This is a genomic window from Salinicola endophyticus, assembly GCF_003206575.1.
GTDB classification, from domain to species: domain Bacteria; phylum Pseudomonadota; class Gammaproteobacteria; order Pseudomonadales; family Halomonadaceae; genus Salinicola; species Salinicola endophyticus.
Genome location: NZ_PZJO01000003.1, coordinates 305219 through 324519, shown reverse-complemented (window position 1 = coordinate 324519; position 19301 = coordinate 305219). Strand labels below are relative to the sequence as shown.

Here is a 19301-nt window from a genome sequence, read left to right as displayed (position 1 = left end):
CGCCCCGCGGGGCGACGCTCGCGAGTACGGCTTGGCCTACAGGTTTCATTTGCAGGTTTACGAGGAACCACTATGAGCGGACGTATCGTACAAATCATCGGCGCGGTGGTTGACGTAGAGTTTCCGCGGGACAATGTCCCCAAGGTCTACGACGCGCTGACGGTCTCGGGCAAAGAGGCCATTCTCGAAGTGCAACAGCAGCTCGGCGACGGCGTGGTGCGCGCCATCGTCATGGGCTCCAGTGAAGGTCTGCAGCGCGGCATCGACGTGGTCAACACCGGTGCCCCGATCTCCGTGCCGGTGGGCAAGGAGACGCTGGGCCGCATCATGAACGTGCTCGGTCAGCCGATCGACGAAGCCGGTGACATCGGCGGTGACGCTGCCGCCGACGTCGAGCGCATGCCGATCCACCGTCAGGCACCGACCTACGCCGAGCAGGCCGCGTCGAGCGAGCTGCTGGAAACCGGCATCAAGGTCATCGATCTGGTCTGCCCGTTCGCCAAGGGCGGCAAGGTCGGCCTGTTCGGCGGCGCCGGCGTGGGCAAGACCGTCAACATGATGGAGCTGATCCGCAACATCGCCACCGAGCACAGCGGCTACTCGGTGTTCGCCGGTGTCGGTGAGCGTACGCGTGAAGGTAACGACTTCTACCACGAGATGCAGGAGTCGAACGTTCTCGACAAGGTCGCCCTGGTCTACGGCCAGATGAACGAGCCGCCGGGCAACCGTCTGCGCGTGGCCCTGACCGGCCTGACCATCGCCGAGAAGTTCCGTGACGAAGGTCGCGACGTACTGCTGTTCGTCGACAACATCTACCGCTACACCCTGGCCGGTACCGAAGTGTCGGCGCTGCTGGGTCGTATGCCGTCGGCGGTGGGCTATCAGCCGACCCTGGCCGAAGAGATGGGCGCCCTGCAGGAGCGTATCACCTCGACCAAGACCGGCTCGATCACCTCCGTGCAGGCCGTCTACGTGCCCGCGGACGACCTGACCGACCCGTCGCCGGCGACCACCTTCGCCCACCTCGACTCCACCGTGACGCTGTCGCGCTCGATCGCCGAGCTGGGTATCTACCCGGCCGTCGACCCGCTCGACTCCACCTCGCGTCAGCTCGACCCGCTGGTGGTCGGCGAAGAGCACTACGACACCGCACGCGGCGTCCAGAACGTGCTCCAGCGCTACAAGGAGCTCAAGGACATCATCGCCATCCTGGGGATGGACGAGCTCTCCGATGAGGACAAGCTGGCGGTATCGCGGGCGCGTAAGATCCAGCGCTTCCTGTCGCAGCCGTTCTTCGTCGCCGAAGTGTTCACCGGCGCGCCCGGCAAGTACGTCTCGCTCAAGGAGACCATTCGTGGCTTCCAGGGCATCCTCAACGGCGACTACGACGATATGCCCGAGCAGGCTTTCTACATGGTCGGCACCATCGACGAAGCGGTCGAGAAAGCCAAGAGCATGAAGTAAGCCAGCCTTGCTCCGGGGTATCGTACCCCGGGGCCTCAGGCACAAGAGGATAGCGCTATGGCCACATTTCAGTGCGACATCGTCAGCGCCGAGAAGGAGATCTTCTCGGGCAGCGTCGAGCAGCTCATCGCTGCCGGCGTGGCTGGCGATCTGGGTATCCTGCGCGGTCACGCACCGCTGTTGACCGAGCTCAAGCCCGGTCCGGTGCGGGTCATTCAGGAGAGCGGCGAAGAAGAGCTCTACTACGTCACCGGTGGCTTCCTCGAAGTCCAGCCGGACGTGGTCTCGGTACTGGCGGACACCGCCATTCGCGCCGGCGACCTGGACGAAGCCGAAGCCGAGCAGGCGCGCCAGCACGCGCTGCAGTCGCTCAACGACCAGCAGTCGGAGCTCGACTACACGCGTGCCGCCGCCGAGCTGGCCGAGGCCACCGCTCAGCTGCGCACGCTGCAGCAGCTGCGGCGCAAGGGTGGGCGCGGCTGATTTCGCGCTGCGCCGACCCCGCTAGCAGGACCCGAAAAAGGCGACTCTCCAGAGTCGCCTTTTTCATGCGGTGCCGTTACGTCGATAATGGTGCCGACCCGATACCGAACAGGAAAGGATGATCCCATGTCACTCGACGTCGTGATTCTGGCCGCGGGCCAGGGAACCCGCATGCGCTCCAAGACCCCCAAGGTGCTGCATCGCCTGGCGGGCAGGCCGCTGGTGCAGCATGTCGTGGATACCGCGGCGGGGCTCGAAGAGGCGCGCCTGCACGTGGTCGTCGGTCACGGCGGCGAGGCGGTGCGCGAGGCCCTCGACGGACGCGGGCTGAGCTTCTGCGAGCAGGCCGAGCAGAAGGGTACCGGTCACGCCGTGGCCCAGGCCCTCGACGGCCTTGGTGACGGTAAGGTGCTGGTGCTCTATGGCGACGTGCCGCTGATCCAGGCCAAGACCCTCAAGGCGCTTCTGGAGGGGGTCGACGAGCAGCACATGGGGCTTCTGACAGTGACCCTCGACGACCCCAGCGGCTACGGGCGCATCGTGCGTAACGACAAGCAGGCGGTGGTCGCGATCGTCGAGCACAAGGACGCCACCAGCGCCCAGCGCGCCATCCGTGAGTGCAACACCGGGATCATGGCGATGACCGCAGCCCAGCTCAAGCGCTGGCTGCCGCAGCTCTCCGCCGAGAATGCCCAGGGCGAGTACTACCTGACCGATGTCATCGCCATGGCCGCCGGCGATGGGGTCGAGATCAAGGCCGCCCAGCCGGCCTCGCCGATCGAAGTCGAGGGGGTCAACGAGCGCCGCCAGCTCGCTACGCTGGAGCGGGCCTACCAGCGCCGCCAGGCCGAACGGTTGATGGCCGCCGGGGTGACCCTGGCCGATCCGGCGCGCTTCGATCTGCGCGGTGACGTCACCGTGGGGCGGGACATCGACATCGATGTCGGGGTGATTCTCGAAGGTCATGTCATCCTCGAGGATGATGTGGTGATCGGCCCCCACTGCGTGATCAAGGACAGCGTCATCCGCCGCGGTGCGGTGATCAAGGCGCACAGCCATCTCGATGGCGCCGAGATGGGTGAGGAGAGCGACTGCGGGCCCTTCGCGCGTCTGCGCCCGGGGACGCGTCTCGGCGCCCGTGCCCATGTCGGCAACTTCGTCGAGACCAAGAACGCGACGCTCGGCGAGGGCGTCAAGGCGGGTCATCTCAGCTATCTGGGGGATGCCGAGATCGGTCGCGACACCAATGTCGGCGCCGGCACCATCACCTGCAACTACGACGGTGCCAACAAGCACCTCACGCGGATCGGCGAGCGCGTCTTCGTCGGCTCCAACACTGCCCTGGTCGCGCCGCTGGCGATCGCTGACGATGCCACCATCGCCGCCGGCTCCACCATCACCCGCGAGGTGGCGCAGGGCGAGCTGGCGCTGGCCCGCAGCCGTCAGGTGGCCAAGCCCGGCTGGCAGCGCCCGGTGAAGACGCCGAAGTCTTGATAGCTTCGGGCCCTCGCTCGGGGCTTATTCACTTCAAACGAGATTACGACTGACGAGAGCTTTACGACTGTCATCGTCGTGACTGCGAGGGGCAAGCCCCTCGCGCTCCCCTTTTCGCGCCACAGGCTCAAGAAACCCCGTGCGATCTTCGTCAGCGCTTCGGGTCGGCGCGCAAGGACGTTCCTGTCCCGGCGCGCCTCTAGCGACCTGCTTCGCTAAAACATCCTGTCCCGCTTGCAGGCCGGAGCTGGCCATCCAAGGCCAGCTCGTTCGGCGAACCAGACATCACTCAGATGTCTGGTTCGCCTTACCCATGTCGCTAGACCCGGCTCGCCGAATATCGCTCGGGTTGAGCCTGGAAGGCGCTATTGGGTGGTTTCTTTCCGGCGACTGGAGAAACTTGCCGTTCAGATTTCAAATATTGGACATCACCGCCTCATGCACTGCTGCCAGCGCGCCTCGACCCGCTTGGCGAACCATGCCGTGGTCAGGTTGCGGGTGATCTTGGGGCTTTCGAGCTTGATCCCCGGCAGGCGCGCGTAGGGGGTAGGCTGACCTTCCTGCTGTTCCGCCAGTGAACGGACTTTCTCGTAGAGCGCGGTCCGTTCGAAATCCAGGGAATCCTCTTTCTCCAGCGCATCGCGAATCTCGCCATCATCCATGCCCAGCCGGCCTTTCAGCGTGCGTACCGCCAGCTCGGTCTGTCCGGCCTGGCGTGAGCCGGGAATGATCAGGTCGCCGTCGAGGGCGAGCGGAATGCCGGAGAGCTGGCTCACCGCAGCCTGGAAGGCCGCGTTGCGACTGGCGTACCAGCCGGCGTTGTAGTCGGCGAAGCGGTAGCGCAGGTCGGTGTAGTGGGCCGGGTAGCCGAGCAGGTGGGCGATACCGAAATAGACGCCGCCGCGCCGGGTGAACACCTCATGGCGGATCGAGTCGTCGATCGGGTAGGGGTAGCCTGCTGCATGCGCTTCGGCAAAGGCCACGCTCACCTGCATCGGGCCGCCGGTATGCACCGGATTGAGGCCGCCGAACAGCTCTTGGCCCAGCGGCGCCATGCTGATGAAATCCTCGTACAGCTCGCTCAGTTGGCGTTCGCTGCGCACCCGGTCGAGGCGTTCGGCGTAGGTCTCGCCGGTGGGCGAGGTCAGCTTCAGCCCCGCCGCGAGCAGAAAGCCGGGTACATGCAGCGCCTCGGCGCGGCGTTCGATCTCCTCGCGGGCGATCCGCGCCAGGTGGGGCACCTGCGGGTCGGCGTCGAAGGTCGACTCCTGGCCGATCACCGCCAGCGTGGCGCACAGGTTCTCGCGGGTGGCGGGCAGGTTCTGGGCCGCGAACGCCGCGGTGATGTCCGTGGCCCAGCCGTCGCGATCCTGGGTGCCGGCAGGCATCAGCGTGACCAACTGCTGCTTGACGCTCGCCGGGGGCTGCTCGAAGCCAGGCTGCGGCGCCTGCGAGCTGCACCCGGCCAGCAGGGCCAGCAGCGCCACTCTCAGCCAGCGGCGGGACGCGCGCCTCACGCGGTCGCGGTAACGAGCCTCAGGACGAGGACGCCCGGCAGGCAGGGCGAGGGCGAAGGGCGATAGCAGGGAAGTCGGCACGCGGGTCTCCATGGGCGATAAGGGGTGATGATGCCCAGCACGCGACGGCTTGACCATGACGTGGGACATTTTTACGCCCTCTTTACGCCGCGCGAGGCTTTTCGATCTCGAATTTTTACGCCTCTGCCGCCGAGACTGAGCCTCCCCTGACCTGGAGTGCTCGGCATGTCCTATCTGATGCTGGCGATCGCCGCCGCCACCGCGCTGTATCTGGGAGTCGCCCTGTGGCGGCCGGAGCGGTTCTGAGATGAGTGTGTTGCCACTCTACTATGCGCTGCTCATCGGTCTGGCGCTGCCCCTGGGGCTCTACATGGGCCGCGCGCTGGATACGCATCGCCCCAGCGTGATGGATCGTCTCTTCGGGCCGCTGGAGTCGTTCCTGATGCGCCTGGCCGGTGTCGACCGACGGCTGTCGATGACCTGGTCGGCCTATCTGCTGGCCGTGTTGAGACTTCACCTGCTGCTGATCGGGCTTGCCTGGCTCGTCTTCATGGACCAGGGCGTGCTGCCACTCAACCCCGATGGCATTCCGGGCATGCGCTGGGATACGGCGCTGCACACCGCCGTCTCGTTCGCCACCAATACCAACCAGCAGCACTATTCGGGCCAGACGCAACTCTCCTACCTGAGCCAGACCCTGGCCATCGTCACGCTGCAGTTCCTGACCCCGGCGACGGGGCTGGCGGTGTTGCTCGCCATCACCCGGACGCTGCTACGGCGCCCGGTCGCCACGAACGCCGGGGGCGGGGTGGGGAACTACTACGTCGATCTCACGCGGATCGTGGTGCGGGTGCTGCTGCCACTGTCGCTGATCGTGGCCCTGATTCTGGTATGGCAGGGCGTACCGGCGACCTATCAGGGCGCCCAGCGGGTGACGATGCTCGATGGGGGCGCGCTGCAGGTGATCCCCCGTGGCCCGGTGGCGCCGATGGTGGCGATCAAGCAGCTGGGCACCAACGGCGGCGGCTGGTACGGCCCCAATTCGACCGTGCCGCTGGAGAACCCGACCGGGCTGTCGAACCTGATCGAGACGATCGCGCTGCTGCTGATACCGGTAGCGTCGCTGATCGCGGTGGGTGTCATCAGCGGCCGGCGCCGGCTGATGATGGGGATCGGCGTGGTCATGATCGCCTTCTCGCTGCTCACCACCACCATGATCGTGGTGTCGGAGCGCCTGCCCAACGCTGCCCTGGTCGGGCTCGCCGTTGCCGACAGCCCCAACCTCGAGGGCAAGGAGCTGCGCTTCGGCAGCGATCTCTCCGCGCTCTGGGGCAGCTGGACGACCCAGACCTCCAACGGCTCCGTCAACGCCATGCACGACAGCTTCAACCCGCTGGGCGGCCTGGGGCTGCTGATGGACATGTTCGTCAACGTCACTTTCGGCGGTATCGGCGTGGGTCTGATCGGCTATCTGCTCTACCTGATGCTGGCGGCGTTCATCGGTTCGCTGATGATCGGCCGCGCCCCGGAGCTTTTCGGCAAGCCGCTGGAGACCCGCGAGATGCGCTGGATCTCCCTGGCGATTCTGGCACAGCCTTTGATCATCCTCGGATCGACCGCCATCACCGTGGCGTTTCCCACCCTGGCCGGCAATTCCAATCCCGGCTTCCACGGCCTTTCCCAGGTGCTCTACGAATACACCTCGGCCTTCGCCAACAACGGCTCCGGCTTCGAAGGACTCGGCGATGCGACGCCCTGGTGGAACCTGACCTGCGTGGTGGCGCTGGCGGTCGGCCGCTTCCTGCCGATGTTGGTGCCGCTGGCGGTGGCCGGGTGGTTGGCGGGCAAGCGCACGGCGCCGCAAGGGCGCGGCAGCCTGGCCATGGAGAGCGGCGCCTTCGTCGGGCTCACCGCCGGGGTCATCGTCATCGTCAATCTGCTCGGTTTCCTGCCCGCGCTGGTGCTGGGACCGATCGCTGAACAGTTGACTCTGCCCTGATGCCGCGCGTCGACGGAAACGGGATGGGTGAAAACGGGATCGAGGAAAGAGAGATGGCAATGATGCAAGCACACGACGCCTCCCAGGGCCTGCGCATTCGGCCACTGACCCTGCTGGCAGAATCCCTGCGCCGGCTGAACCCGCGCAGTCTGGCGCGCAATCCGGTGATGGCGGTGGTCGCCATCGGCACCCTGGTGTGCGCGATGTATACCGGCATGGCGTTTGCCGAGGCGAGCGGCCAGGGAATCTTCGCGCTGATCGTGACCTTGATCCTGCTGGCGACGGTACTGTTCGCCAACGCGGCGGAAGCGATGGCCGAAGCGCGGGGCAAGGCGCACGCCGGTAGCCTGCGTGCCACCCGCGGTGAGTTGCAGGCACGCCGGCTGACCCGGAGCGGCGAAGAGCGGGTCGCTGCCGATCGGTTGCGTCGGGGCGACCGCGTGCGGGTGGTCGCCGGTGAGCTGATTCCGGCCGACGGCGAGATCCTCGAGGGCGCCGGCTCGATCAATGAATCCGCGGTCACCGGTGAGTCCGCACCGGTACTGCGCGAGGCGGGCACCGACAACAGCGGGGTCAGCGCCGGGACCAAGCTGCTCTCCGACGAACTGCTCGTCGAGGTCAGCGTCGATCCGGGGGATTCGCTGCTCGACCGCATGATCGCTCTGGTGGAGGGCGCCAGCCGTCAGAAGACCCCCAGCGAGCTGGCACTCTCCGTGCTGCTCTCCACGCTCACCCTGATCTTTCTGATCGTCGTCGTCACCCTGGTGCCGCTGGCCCAGTTCGTGGGTATCTCGACCTCGCCGGTGATGCTGGTGGCGCTGCTGGTGTGTCTGATCCCGACCACCATCGGTGGGCTCTTGCCGGCCATCGGTATCGCCGGGATGGAGCGCGCCATGCGTGCCAATCTCGTCGCCAAATCGGGCAAGGCGGTGGAGATCGCCGGCAGCATCGACACCCTGCTGCTGGACAAGACCGGCACCATCACCCTGGGTGACCGCCGCGCCACCGAGTTCGCCGCCTGCCACGGGGTCGACCCGGCGCGGCTGCGCCAGGTCGCTGCGCTCTGCTCCCTCGAGGACCCCACGCCCGAAGGGCGCTCGATCGTCGCCCTGGCCCGGGCCCAGGGCGACGAGCTGGTGGCCGTGGAGGCCAGCGTGGTGCCGTTCAGCGCCGCCAGCCGGGTCTCCGGGCTCGATTTCGCCGATGGCCGCTGTTGGCGCAAGGGCGCCCCCAACGCCATCGCCCGGCGGGTGCAGGAAGCCGGCGGGCGGCTACCGGCGGATTACGAGGCGCTGGTCGAGCGGATCTCGCGCCACGGTGCCACGCCGCTGGCGGTGGCCGAAGGGGCGCGTCTGCTGGGGGTGATCGCACTCGCCGACGTGATCAAGCCGGGCATCGCCGAGCGCTTCGCGCAGCTGCGTCAGATGGGCGTGAAGACGTTGATGATCACCGGCGACAACCCGATCACCGCCGCGGCGATCGCCGCCGAGGCGGGGGTCGACGACTACGTTGCCGAAGCGACGCCCGAGCAGAAGCTCGAGCTGATTCGCGCGGAGCAGGCCGCCGGGCGGCTGGTGGCGATGATGGGTGACGGCACCAACGACGCCCCGGCGCTGGCCCAGGCGGATCTCGGGCTGGCGATGAACTCGGGCACCCAGGCCGCGCGGGAGGCGGCCAACATGGTCGATCTCGACTCCGACCCCGGCAAGCTGCTCAGTGCGGTGGAGATCGGCAAGCAGTTGCTGATCACCCGCGGCGCGCTGACCACCTTCTCGCTGGCCAACGATGTGGCCAAGTACTTCGCCATTCTGCCGGCGATCTTCGCCGCAAGCGTACCGGCGCTGGGCGGGCTCGATCTGCTCGCCCTGCACTCGCCGCAGTCCGCGGTGCTGTCGGCGGTCATCTTCAATGCGCTGGTGATACCCGCGCTGATCCCGTTCGCCCTGCGCGGCGTGCGCGTCCACGCAGCCTCCGCCAGCGCCATGCTACGACGCAACCTGCTGATCTACGGTCTCGGTGGCCTGCTGCTGCCGTTCCCCGCCATCAAATTGATCGACCTGCTCATCGGTCCGCTGTTCTGAGCACTCTGGAGACTTGCCATGTCAGCCACTGATTCCGGTCATGATGCGCCTCGCCACGACGCTGCCGTGCATGGTGCGCATGCCTCTCCCGCGGAGGCCTCTCACCCTCTCTTGCGGTACGCTGGCCCCGGCAGCTGGCTGACGGCAGCCCGCTTCAGCCTGCTCATGGCGGTGCTGCTGGGGCTGCTCTATCCGCTGGTGGTGGTCGGCGTGGGCCAGCTGGGGTTTTCTCACCAGGCCAACGGCAGCCTGCTTGCCGATGCCCAGGGGCGGATCATCGGCTCGTCCCTGGTGGGACAGGCATTCACCAGTGACCGCTACTTCCAGGGCCGGCCTTCGGCGGTGGATTATGCCGCCGACACGCTCGGCGGCTCCAACCTGGCGCCGAGCAACCCGGCGCTGCGGCAACGTGCCGAAGCCGATGCCCGGCGAATCACCGCCCGTGACGGCGTGGCGCCGGGGCGGATACCGGTGGATCTGCTGACCGCCTCGGGCTCCGGGATCGACCCGCACATCAGCCCCCAGGCGGCGGCGATTCAGGTCGCCCGGGTGGCGCATGCCCGCGGCCTGCGCGAGGCGGATGTCCGTGGGCTGGTGGCGCGCTATAGTGAGAGCGGCGGGCTCGGCCAGCCGCGGGTGGCGATTCTTCCGCTCAATCTGGCCCTCGATGGCATCGCCGTCCGGCCGCTGCCGTGAGCACCCGGCGCCGATCGGGCGTCTGCCCGTATGCCGCGTGCCGCCCCTGTCGGAGCCCTGCGTGAATCACACCCAAGATCCCCCGCGTCCGGACCCGGATGCGCTGCTGGCCACCACCCGTAGCGGCGGTGCGCTGCGCATCTTTTTGGGCGCGGCGCCGGGGGTGGGCAAGACCAGCGCCATGCTGCGTACCGCCCGCGAGCGTCACGACCGTGGCGAGGAGGTGGTGCTCGGTGTCATCGAGGCGCATGGGCGCGCCGAGACCGAGCAGCTGTGCGCCGGGCTCGAGCGCCTGGCGCCGATAACGCGGGACTACCGCGGGCGCGGCTATCCCGAGTTCGACCTCGATGCGGCGCTGGCCCGGCGCCCGGCGATCCTGCTGGTCGACGAGCTGGCCCATCGCAACATCCCCGGGGGGCGCCACGCGCGGCGCTGGCAGGATATCGAGGAGCTGCTCGATGCGGGCATCGAGGTGTGGACCACGCTCAACGTCCAGCACGTCGAGCGGCTCAATGACGATGTCGCGCGGATCACCGGCGTGCGCATGCGCGAGACCGTGCCCGATGCGCTGATCGCCCGGGCCCGCGATCTGTCGCTGATCGACCTCACCCCGCAGGAGCTGATCGAGCGGCTCAAGCAGGACAAGGTCTATGTACCGGAGCAGGCCCGTGCGGCGCTGGCGCGCTACTTCTCGCCGGTTAACCTGACTGCGCTGCGCGAGTTGGCGCTGCAGGTGATGGCGGAGCGGCTCGACAGCGACGTGCGCCGGGTGATGGACGCCGGCGGCGTCGCCGGGCCCTGGCCGGTGCGCGCGCGGCTGCTGGTGGCGGTGGAGGGGCGGCGTGGCGACCAGGCGCTGCTGCGCGCCGCCAGCCGCTGGGCGCAGCGCCACCAGGCACCGTGGGCGGTGGTGCTGGTGACACCGCTGCGCGAACTCGACGCCGCGGCGGCCGGTGAAGCGGGCACGCTGCGCCAGCAGAGCGAACAGCTCGGTGGCCGCTGGGAGACCCTGCGTGGCGACGACCCCCTGGCCGAGCTGCTCGAATACGCTGCGCGCCACAACGTCACTACGCTGATGCTCGGGCGTACGCCACGCAAGTGGCACTGGTGGCAGGCGCCTCTGGTCGGCCGCCTGCTGGCCCGCCGGCCGCCGTTCGATCTGATCCTGCTCGCCGAGGCGCCCGCTGCACCGCCTCGGCGTAAGCGAGAGTGGCGCTGGCCGCGGTGGCGCGAGGGGGTGTGGCCGCTGGTCAGCGTGGCCCTGGCGGCGGTTGTCGCGGCGGCGCTGTCGAGTCTGCTCGACCTGGCCAACCTGTCGCTGGTGTTCCTCGCCGCGGTACTGGTCAGCGCGCTCAAGGCGGGGACCCGCGCGGCGATGCTGGCGGTGGCACTGAGCGCGCTGGTCTACAACTTCCTGTTCACCGAGCCCCGCTTCAGCCTGGTCATGATCCATCAGGACCAGGTGCTCACGCTGCTCGTCTTCTGCCTGGTCGCTGCGGTGGCCGGGCAGCTCGCCGGCAAGGTACGGCGCCAGCTGCTGCTGCTGCGCCAGAGCCGCCATCAGATACAGGAGATGCTGTCGATCTCGCGCGCCCTGGCCGCGGCGGCGGATCGCGATCGGGTACGCACCATCGCGGTCAAGGTGCTGGCGGACCAGCTCGAGCTGCCGTGCGTGTTCGTCGACAGCCCCGAGGCCGAGGCGCCGCCGCGGGTCAGCGCCTCGTACCCCGGGGCCATCGTGCTCGACGCCCCGACCCTGCAGGCGGCGCACTGGAGTCAGCGCCACGCCCGTCCCAGCGGCCATGGCACCCAGACCCTGGCCGCGCAGCGCTGGCGCTTCGTGCCGATCGTCGAACAGGGCGCGGGCGAGGGGGTTGTGCCGGCGGTGCTGGGGCTGGCTCTGGGCGACCGTGGGGCGGGACTCGACGAGGCCGAGGAGGCGCTGGTGGTCAATCTGGTCAACCAGCTGGGCGCCGCCCTGGCGCGCACCCGGCTGGTCGAGGAGCTCGGCGCCGCCAGGCTGGCGGAAGAGAACGAACGCCTGCGCTCGGCGCTGCTCTCATCGGTCTCCCACGATCTGCGCACGCCGCTGGCGGCGATCATCGGCTCCGCCAGTGCGCTGCGTGATCTGTGGTCCGAACTGGCGGAAGCCGATCGCCGCGAGCTGCTCGATGGCGTGCTCGGCGAGAGTGAACGCCTCAATCGCTATATCCAGAATCTGCTCGACATGACCCGGCTCGGGCACGGCGGGCTCAAGCTCGAGCGCGACTGGGTCGCCCTCGCCGATATCCTCAACTCGGCGCTCAAGCGTCTGGGCACGGTGGTCGAGCCGCTGCGTATCGAGCGTCACCTCGACCCCCAACTGCCGCTGCTCTATGTGCATCCGGCGCTGATCGAGCAGGCGCTGATCAACGTGATCGAGAATGCCGCACGCTTCTCGCCGCCGGGTGGGCGGCTGCGGCTGGTGGGCGAGCAGGTGGGGGAGTGGATCGTGATTCGTGTCGCCGATCAGGGGCCGGGCATCCCGGAGGCGCTGCGCGAGCGTATCTTCGACATGTTCTTCAGCGGTGGTGATGGTGACCGTGGCCCCCAGGGCAGCGGGCTGGGATTGGCCATCTGTCGCGGCATGGTCGGCGCCCATGGCGGCGAGATCGTGGCACGGGCAGCGGATTGGGGCAGCGGTAGCGAAATCGTGATCCGTCTGCCGCTGTGGGCACTGCCCGAGACCGAGACAACGGCAGAGAGAGAGTCGTCATGAGTGAGGTTTCCCCGGGGCCTGGGCCGCGTCTGCTGGTGATCGAGGATGATCGCCAGATTCGACGCTTTTTACGCATCAGCCTCTGCTCCCAGGGGTTCCAGGTGGAAGCGTGCGAGACCGGTGCTGCCGGGGTGGCGGCGTTCAACCGCCAGCCGCCGGCGCTGGTACTGCTCGATCTCGGCCTGCCCGACGTCGATGGCATGGAGGTGCTCGACGCCCTGCGCGCCCAGAGCGAGGTGCCGGTGCTGGTGGTCTCGGCCCGCGGCAGCGAGCGCGAAAAGGTCGCCGCCCTGGATGCCGGCGCCAACGACTACGTGACCAAGCCGTTCGGCATCCAGGAGTTGCTGGCGCGGGTGCGCGTGGCGCTGCGCGCACCCGCGCCCAGCGCTGTCCCGGCGCTGCTCCAGCTCGGCGAGTTGACGCTGGATATCGCCGGGCACCGTGTCACCCGCCACGGCGAGGCGCTGCACCTGACCCCGCGCGAGTTCAGCGTGCTGGCGATGCTGGCGCGCCAGCCCGATCGGGTCGTCACCCAGCACCAGCTGCTCGCCGAGATCTGGGGGCCGGTGCATGTCCACGACACCCACTATCTGCGCATCGTCGTCAGCCGCCTGCGCCACAAGCTGGGCGACGACCCCGATGCCCCACGGTTGATCCAGACCGAACCGGGGGTCGGCTACCGCCTGGTGGCGATGCCCTGAGTCGAGCCGCTCGCCACGCCGCTCAGGGCAGCGCCTTCACCAGGTTGGAGTTGGCCAGCGCCGGGCTCTGGCTCTCGTGCAGCTTGCCATCGCCATCCTGCTGGATGAACAGCACCGCCAGATGCTGGGCCCGCGCCACCGCCATGCCCGCCTGCTGGCCCAGGCAGAGCATCGCCGTGGCCCAGGCGTCGCCCAGGCGCGGGTCGCTGCCGATCACACTGGCGGAGACCAGATCATGGGTCACCGGCGTGCCGGTACGCGCATCGAGGATGTGCGAGTAGCGATGGCCCGCCTCATCGAAGAAGTGGTGATAGGTGCCTGAGGTATTGATCGACACCCCGGATTCGGCGCTGATCTCGAACACCCGCTCGACCGCCATGCGCGCCGGCGAGGGGCGCTCGATCGCCACCTTCCAGGTGCTGCCGTCCGGCTTGCGCCCGCGCGCCAGCATGTCGCCACCGAACTCGATCAGGTAGGCGTGGATGCCGGCGTCCTCCAGCACCTGGCGCAGGCGCCACAGGGTGTAGCCTTCGCCCATCGAGGACATGTCCACCGAGAGTTCGGGTAGTGTCTTGCGTACCCGGTCCTGTGTCGGGTCGAGCTGCAGATGGTCGAAGCCGACCTTGGCCAGGGTCGCTTCGATGCTTGACTGGCTCGGCGGCTGGAAGTGGTCCGCGCGAAAGCCCCACAGGTCGAACAGCGGCGCAATGGTGGGGTCGTAGCAGCCCCGCGACTCCCGGTGCACCGTGCGTGCGATCGACAGCAGCTGCACGACATCCGCAGGGAGCGTCTGCCACTGGGTGGAGGAGCCGCGGTTGAAGCGTTCGATCAGCGAGTCGTCGCGGTAGTTGGAGATCCACAGATCGATCTGTTGCAGGGCCTGATCGATCCTCTTTTCTAGCGTTTCGGGGGCGACCTCGGGCTCTGACCACCAGCTGATATGGTAGGTCGTGCCCTCGGCCGCCCCTTCGAGCTTGTGAAGCGCCGGGGGGCGCGAGCAGCCCCCCAGCAGCACGCCGAGCAGGGTGACGACGGTGACGAGCCAGCCGAGGTGGCGGCGACCGAGGGCAGTGGGCGAGGAAAGATGAGGCATCGCGGGGTGACCTGAGATGAGGAGCGGTAAACGGCGTGCATTATCGCAGATCGGCTGACGACTGGGCTGCCCGTGCGCGGAAGATGGCGGATCGTAGCCCTCTCGCTTGACACAGGGCGCGCTTTAAGTTTCGATTCGCTCTCAATTATCTTTCGAAGTGAAAGAATGCCGAAACGCGATACTGCCCAGAGACGTCACGCCATCCTCGCCTACGTCAATGCCCATGGCGAGACACCGGTCGAGGTGCTGGCGTCGCGCTTCGCCATCTCCGAGGTCACGGTGCGCAAGGATCTCTCTACCCTGGAGAGCAGCGGCCTGCTGCTGCGCCGCTACGGCGGGGCGGCGCCGCTGCCCCAGGAGATGCTCGCCGAACCGGCACAGGTGCTCTCGCCCCACAAGCGCGCCATTGCGCGGGCCGCCCGCGCCCGCATTCGCGAGCACAACCGCATCATCGTCGACAGCGGTACCACCACGGCGGCGCTGATCGGTGAGCTCGGCGGCCTGCGTGGGCTGGTGGTGATGACCAATTCGCTCGCCGTGGCCGGTGCCCTGCGCGAGCTCGAACCCGAGCCGGCGCTGCTGATGACCGGTGGCACCTGGGACCCGCACTCCGAATCCTTTCAGGGGCAGGTCGCCGAACAGGTGCTGCGCGCCTATGACTTCGATCAGCTCTTCGTCGGTGCCGATGGCATCGACATCGACCGCGGTACCACCACCTACAACGAGCTCTTCGGCCTCACCCGCGTAATGGCGGAGGTCGCCCGCGAGGTGGTGGTGATGGTAGAGGCCGACAAGCTCGGCCGTCGCATCCCCAATCTGGAACTTCCCTGGGCTCGTATCGACACCCTGGTGACCGACTGGCGTCTCGAGGCGGCGGATGCCGCCGCCATCGAGGGCCAGGGCGTGACGCTGGTGGTCGCCGACGCGCCCCAATAACACCGAGGATATCGGACATGTGTGGAATCGTCGCCGCGCTGGCAGCGCGCAATGTGCAGGGCATCCTGCTGGAAGGGCTCAAGCGTCTCGAGTACCGCGGTTATGACAGCGCCGGCATGGCAGTGCTGGATAGGGCTGGTGCGCTGGCGCGTCGGCGTGCGCTGGGCAAGGTTGCGGCGCTGGAGGAGAAACTCACCGAGGATGCCCTCAAGGGGCATATCGGTATCGCCCACACCCGCTGGGCGACCCACGGCAAGCCTTCCGAGGCCAACGCCCACCCGCACGTCGCCGGGCGCCGCCTGGCACTGGTGCACAACGGCATCATCGAGAACTACGAACCGCTCAAGCGCGATCTCGAGGCCGAGGGCGTGGTGTTCGACTCCGAGACCGACACCGAGGTGGTGGCGCATCTGCTCGAACGCGCCTTCGATGCCCACGGCGATCTGCTCGCCGCGGTGCAGGCGACCCTGGCCCGGATCGACGGCGCCTACGCGCTGGCCGTGATGCACGTGGAAGCGCCGCGCGAGATCGTCGGCGCGCGCAAGGGTAGCCCGCTGGTGGTCGGTGTGGGGATCGACGAGAACTTCCTCGCCTCCGACACCCTGGCGCTTTTGCAGGTCACCGACCGCTTCGTCTACCTGCAGGAGGGCGACGTGGTGCGCCTGTCGGACGCCCACGGCATCGAGATCTTCGCCGACGGCGAGCCGGCCGAGCGTGACGTGCACACCTTTGAGCATGGCGATGGCGCCGCCAGCCGCGGCGAGTATCGCCACTTCATGCTCAAGGAGATCCATGAGCAGCCCGCCGTGATCGCCGCCACCCTGGAGGGCCGACTGAGCGGCTCCCACGTGCTGGAGAGCAGCTTCGGCGTCGGGGCCAAGGCGCTGTTCGCGCGCGTCAGGCAGATCCATATCGTCGCCTGCGGCACCAGCTACCATGCTGGCCTGGTGGCGCGCTACTGGCTGGAGAAGCTCGCCGGTATTCCGACCACGGTCGAAGTCGCTTCGGAGTATCGCTACCGCGAAGTGGTGGTGCCGGAGAATACGCTCTTCGTCACCCTCTCCCAGTCCGGGGAGACCGCCGACACCCTGGCGGCGCTACGTTACGCCAAGGGGCGTGCGGCCGGCTATCTCGGCGCCTTGGCGATCTGCAACGTGCCGGGGAGTTCGCTGACCCGCGAATCGGATCTGGCGCTGATGACCCAGGCCGGCCCGGAGATCGGGGTCGCCTCGACCAAGGCGTTCACCACCCAGCTGGTGGCGCTGTTGCTGCTCACCCTGGCGCTGCGCCGCGAGCGCGGCGATGCCCGCGAGACGGCGCTGGTCCAGGCCCTGCGCGGGCTGCCGGCGCTGCTCGAACAGGCGCTGGAGATGGATGGCCCCATCGCCGAGCTTTCGGAGGCCTTCGCCGAGAAGCACCATGCGCTGTTCCTGGGGCGTGGCACCCAGTTCCCGATCGCCCTGGAGGGTGCGCTCAAGCTCAAGGAGATCTCCTACATCCACGCCGAGGCCTATCCGGCGGGGGAGCTCAAGCATGGCCCGCTGGCGCTGGTCGACGCCGACATGCCGGTGATCGCGGTGGCACCCAACGACGAGTTGCTGGAGAAGCTCAAGTCGAACCTGCAGGAGGTCCGCGCCCGTGGCGGCGAACTCTTCGTCTTCGCCGATGCCCAGGTCGGGCTGACCGCCGCTGACGATCTGCGCGTGCTCCACGTGCCGCAGATCGACGAAGTTCTCGCGCCGATTCTCTACACCCTGCCGCTGCAGCTGCTCTCCTACCATGTCGCTGTGCTCAAGGGCACCGACGTGGATCAGCCGCGCAACCTGGCCAAGAGCGTGACGGTGGAATAAAGCACGCCGGCTGAGGCCGGCTACACGCGAGGCATCCATCGTTTTATCGTTCGCCCCTGCGCCCGGTATTTTCCGGCTATCACGCAGGGGCGAATATTGTTGCTGATGAAGGTTTTTGGGATGAATCATCTGTTCACATGGATGATCAATATCTTTGGATAGACTCTACCGAGGCAACGAAGAGGCATTGGTTAAAGCTAATGTCAAGGGAAGCGGGCGAAAAGTAATGAGCCCTGGTAAGAGTTAATTATAGTTTGGGTTCAGATGGTTATATTTTATTTTACTTGTTTTTAAAAATCTAATTTTGTAGGTATCTTGCGCCAGCTTCTGTAAGACATCGGCTACTTTTAATTTTATATTAAAGTCTCCCGGCGAATGGCCGTTACTGATTTCTACGTTATGTAAATCAGAAGGGCGTGCTGGTGTCTCCACGTATCATGACGAGAGTCGTGCTCCTCACCATTCTCTGGATACCACAGCCGTCGATGTGGGCGATGGAGAGTGGTGCACGAGTCTCCGAGAGTGGGAATTTCGAACTCGACGAACCCCAGCGGCGTCTGGAGCAGCAACGCCAGCGTCTAGAGGCGCTCGAGCGCTTGCCCGCCGCCGAGGAGACGCCTTCGGCGCTGCCGTTGACCAAGAAAGCGGGAAGATGTCTCCCCATTCGTGCGCTCGATCTGGAAGGCGTGACGCTGCTCAATACTCGCCTCCGGCAATCGCTGTCGGATGACATCGTGGGCCACTGTGCGACCGCGGAAGATCTGAACGAGCTGCTGAAAGCGATTACCCAGACGTATCTCGACCGAGGCTATGTCACCTCCCGTGCCTATCTGCCCCAACAGGACCTCTCCACGGGCACATTGCGGGTGATCGTGGTCGAGGGGCGTATCGAAGCTTTCGCTTCTCAGAACGACGCGATTTCCGATCGGGAGTTGAACATGGCGTCTCCGGTCTCGGCGGGTGCGCGGCTGAATATTCGCGATCTGGAGCAACTGATCGATCAACTCAACCGGCTTCCCTCGCATCGCGCGAAATTGGCGCTACAACCCGGAGAAGAGGTCGGTGGCAGCATCGTGGGCGTCGAAGACACGCCCTCCAGGCCCGTGCGCTTCTCGCTCGGCCGCAATAACAGTGGCAGTCAGGGGACCGGCGAACAGCAGTGGCAAGCCGGAATGAGCTGGGACAACCCGTTCGGTCTCGCCGACCAGCTGACGTTGCAGTGGGGACGAGCTGTCACTCGGCGTCATGATGCCGACTCCGGCAGCCGCTATTTCCAGTACGAGGTGCCCTATGGCTACTGGACGTTCGATTACACCTACAGCCGCAGCCAGTATCGCACCCAGGCCGAGGGCAACGGTTTCATATTCGCGTTGGATGGGACCAGCGAGAAGCATGCGATAGGCCTAGAGCGCGTGCTCCTCCGCGACCGCACCAGCAAGACCGGCGTCAGCGTTGGCCTCAGCAAACTGTCCACGCGTAATAACATCGATGGCACACGCATCGAGGTCAGCAGCCAGCGGCTCAGCGAGCTGTCATTGGGTGTCAACCACGGGCGCCGTCTTGGCAGTGCGCTGATCAATGCCGATATCGGCTGGCAGCACGGGTTGACCCGTTTCGGGGCACAGCAAGATCACGGCGCCGTAGATGGCCAACCCACCGCGCAGTATCAAAAGAACACCCTCACCCTGAGTTACTGGCAACCGTTCTCGTTACTCGGGCAGACCCTGAGCTTCGAAAGCTTCGCCCACGGCCAGTGGAGTCACGATGTGCTCTACAGCCCGCAGAGGCTGACCATTGGTGGAGAGAGCACCGTCCGCGGTTTCAAGGAGCAATCCCTGAGCGGAGATAGCGGCGGCTACTGGCGCAACGAAGTTACGTGGCGTCATCCATTCGATATCGCCAGACCGCTGTTCGATACCTGGAACCTGTCGCTGGCCTATGACGTGGGCGTCATTCGCCATGGCCAGTACAACCCGGAACTCCACGGGCGAATGACTGGCTATGCACTGGCGCTGGGTCTGAAGGGCAATCATCTCTCGGCGAATATCGGTTGGGCACACTCGCTCGAGAGACCCGATGTCATCGCCCGCCGCGAGACTCCGATCTATGTCGATGTCCGGTTGAGTCTCTGAACGACGTCCGGACGGAAAGAGGCAAGTCGTCGTGACAGTCCAGTTCGACTTGCAGCGAAAGATAGACAAAAAAATG

14 protein-coding genes are annotated in these 19301 nt (G+C 66.8%); 12 read left to right on the top strand and 2 right to left on the bottom strand.

Going from position 1 to position 19301, the window contains the following annotated elements; genetic code table 11:
• Positions 1-72 precede the first annotated feature (72 nt).
• The 3 genes from atpD to glmU all read left to right on the top strand — a co-directional run bounded on the left by atpD (position 73) and on the right by glmU (position 3441).
• Positions 73-1464, top strand: a complete 1392-nt coding sequence (gene atpD / locus DOM66_RS07980) for a F0F1 ATP synthase subunit beta (RefSeq protein WP_110673747.1) — start codon at positions 73-75, stop codon at positions 1462-1464.
• Between the two features lie 57 nt (positions 1465-1521).
• Positions 1522-1947, top strand: coding sequence for a F0F1 ATP synthase subunit epsilon (locus DOM66_RS07975; protein ID WP_110673748.1), 426 nt, complete (start codon positions 1522-1524; stop codon positions 1945-1947).
• Between the two features lie 126 nt (positions 1948-2073).
• Positions 2074-3441 (top strand): bifunctional UDP-N-acetylglucosamine diphosphorylase/glucosamine-1-phosphate N-acetyltransferase GlmU, encoded by a 1368-nt coding sequence (gene glmU, locus DOM66_RS07970; RefSeq protein ID WP_110689807.1) that lies wholly within the window; start codon positions 2074-2076, stop codon positions 3439-3441.
• A gap of 428 nt (positions 3442-3869) precedes the next feature.
• Here the strand turns inward: glmU and DOM66_RS07965 are convergent, their stop codons facing one another.
• Entirely contained in the window at positions 3870-4958 is a 1089-nt protein-coding gene (locus DOM66_RS07965; protein ID WP_245392396.1) for a DUF1615 domain-containing protein, read from the bottom strand.
• Positions 4959-5204: 246 nt separating this feature from the next.
• Between DOM66_RS07965 and DOM66_RS20085 the strand changes: the two genes are divergently transcribed.
• From DOM66_RS20085 to DOM66_RS07935, 6 genes are all read left to right on the top strand, one after another.
• Positions 5205-5285, top strand: a complete 81-nt coding sequence (locus DOM66_RS20085) for a potassium-transporting ATPase subunit F (protein ID WP_081919048.1) — start codon at positions 5205-5207, stop codon at positions 5283-5285.
• Position 5286: 1 nt separating this feature from the next.
• Positions 5287-6978: a potassium-transporting ATPase subunit KdpA gene (kdpA, locus tag DOM66_RS07955; RefSeq protein ID WP_110689806.1), complete on the top strand. Its 1692-nt coding sequence runs from the start codon at positions 5287-5289 to the stop codon at positions 6976-6978.
• A gap of 53 nt (positions 6979-7031) precedes the next feature.
• Positions 7032-9059, top strand: a complete 2028-nt coding sequence (kdpB, locus tag DOM66_RS07950; protein WP_280951257.1) for a potassium-transporting ATPase subunit KdpB — start codon at positions 7032-7034, stop codon at positions 9057-9059.
• Between the two features lie 111 nt (positions 9060-9170).
• Entirely contained in the window at positions 9171-9755 is a 585-nt protein-coding gene (gene kdpC / locus DOM66_RS07945) for a potassium-transporting ATPase subunit KdpC (protein ID WP_245392395.1), read from the top strand.
• Positions 9756-9816: 61 nt separating this feature from the next.
• A complete protein-coding gene (locus DOM66_RS07940; RefSeq protein ID WP_245392394.1) occupies positions 9817-12513 on the top strand; it encodes a sensor histidine kinase in 2697 nt (898 codons plus the stop codon).
• Positions 12510-13214, top strand: coding sequence for a response regulator (locus DOM66_RS07935; RefSeq protein WP_110673753.1), 705 nt, complete (start codon positions 12510-12512; stop codon positions 13212-13214). The genes DOM66_RS07940 and DOM66_RS07935 overlap by 4 nt, the downstream gene beginning before the upstream one ends.
• A 22-nt stretch (positions 13215-13236) precedes the next feature.
• Here the strand turns inward: DOM66_RS07935 and DOM66_RS07930 are convergent, their stop codons facing one another.
• Positions 13237-14307, bottom strand: a complete 1071-nt coding sequence (locus tag DOM66_RS07930; RefSeq protein WP_110689802.1) for an FAD:protein FMN transferase — start codon at positions 14305-14307, stop codon at positions 13237-13239.
• A 165-nt stretch (positions 14308-14472) separates the two neighbouring features.
• On the opposite strand from DOM66_RS07930, the gene DOM66_RS07925 reads away from it, so the two are divergent.
• The 3 genes from DOM66_RS07925 to DOM66_RS07915 all read left to right on the top strand — a co-directional run bounded on the left by DOM66_RS07925 (position 14473) and on the right by DOM66_RS07915 (position 19225).
• On the top strand, positions 14473-15243 hold the full coding sequence (locus tag DOM66_RS07925; RefSeq protein ID WP_110673755.1) for a DeoR/GlpR family DNA-binding transcription regulator: 771 nt from the start codon (positions 14473-14475) through the stop codon (positions 15241-15243).
• Positions 15244-15260: 17 nt separating this feature from the next.
• Positions 15261-17093: a glutamine--fructose-6-phosphate transaminase (isomerizing) gene (gene glmS, locus DOM66_RS07920; protein WP_110689801.1), complete on the top strand. Its 1833-nt coding sequence runs from the start codon at positions 15261-15263 to the stop codon at positions 17091-17093.
• A 449-nt stretch (positions 17094-17542) separates the two neighbouring features.
• Entirely contained in the window at positions 17543-19225 is a 1683-nt protein-coding gene (locus tag DOM66_RS07915; RefSeq protein ID WP_245392393.1) for a ShlB/FhaC/HecB family hemolysin secretion/activation protein, read from the top strand.
• The last annotated feature ends 76 nt before the right edge of the window (positions 19226-19301 follow it).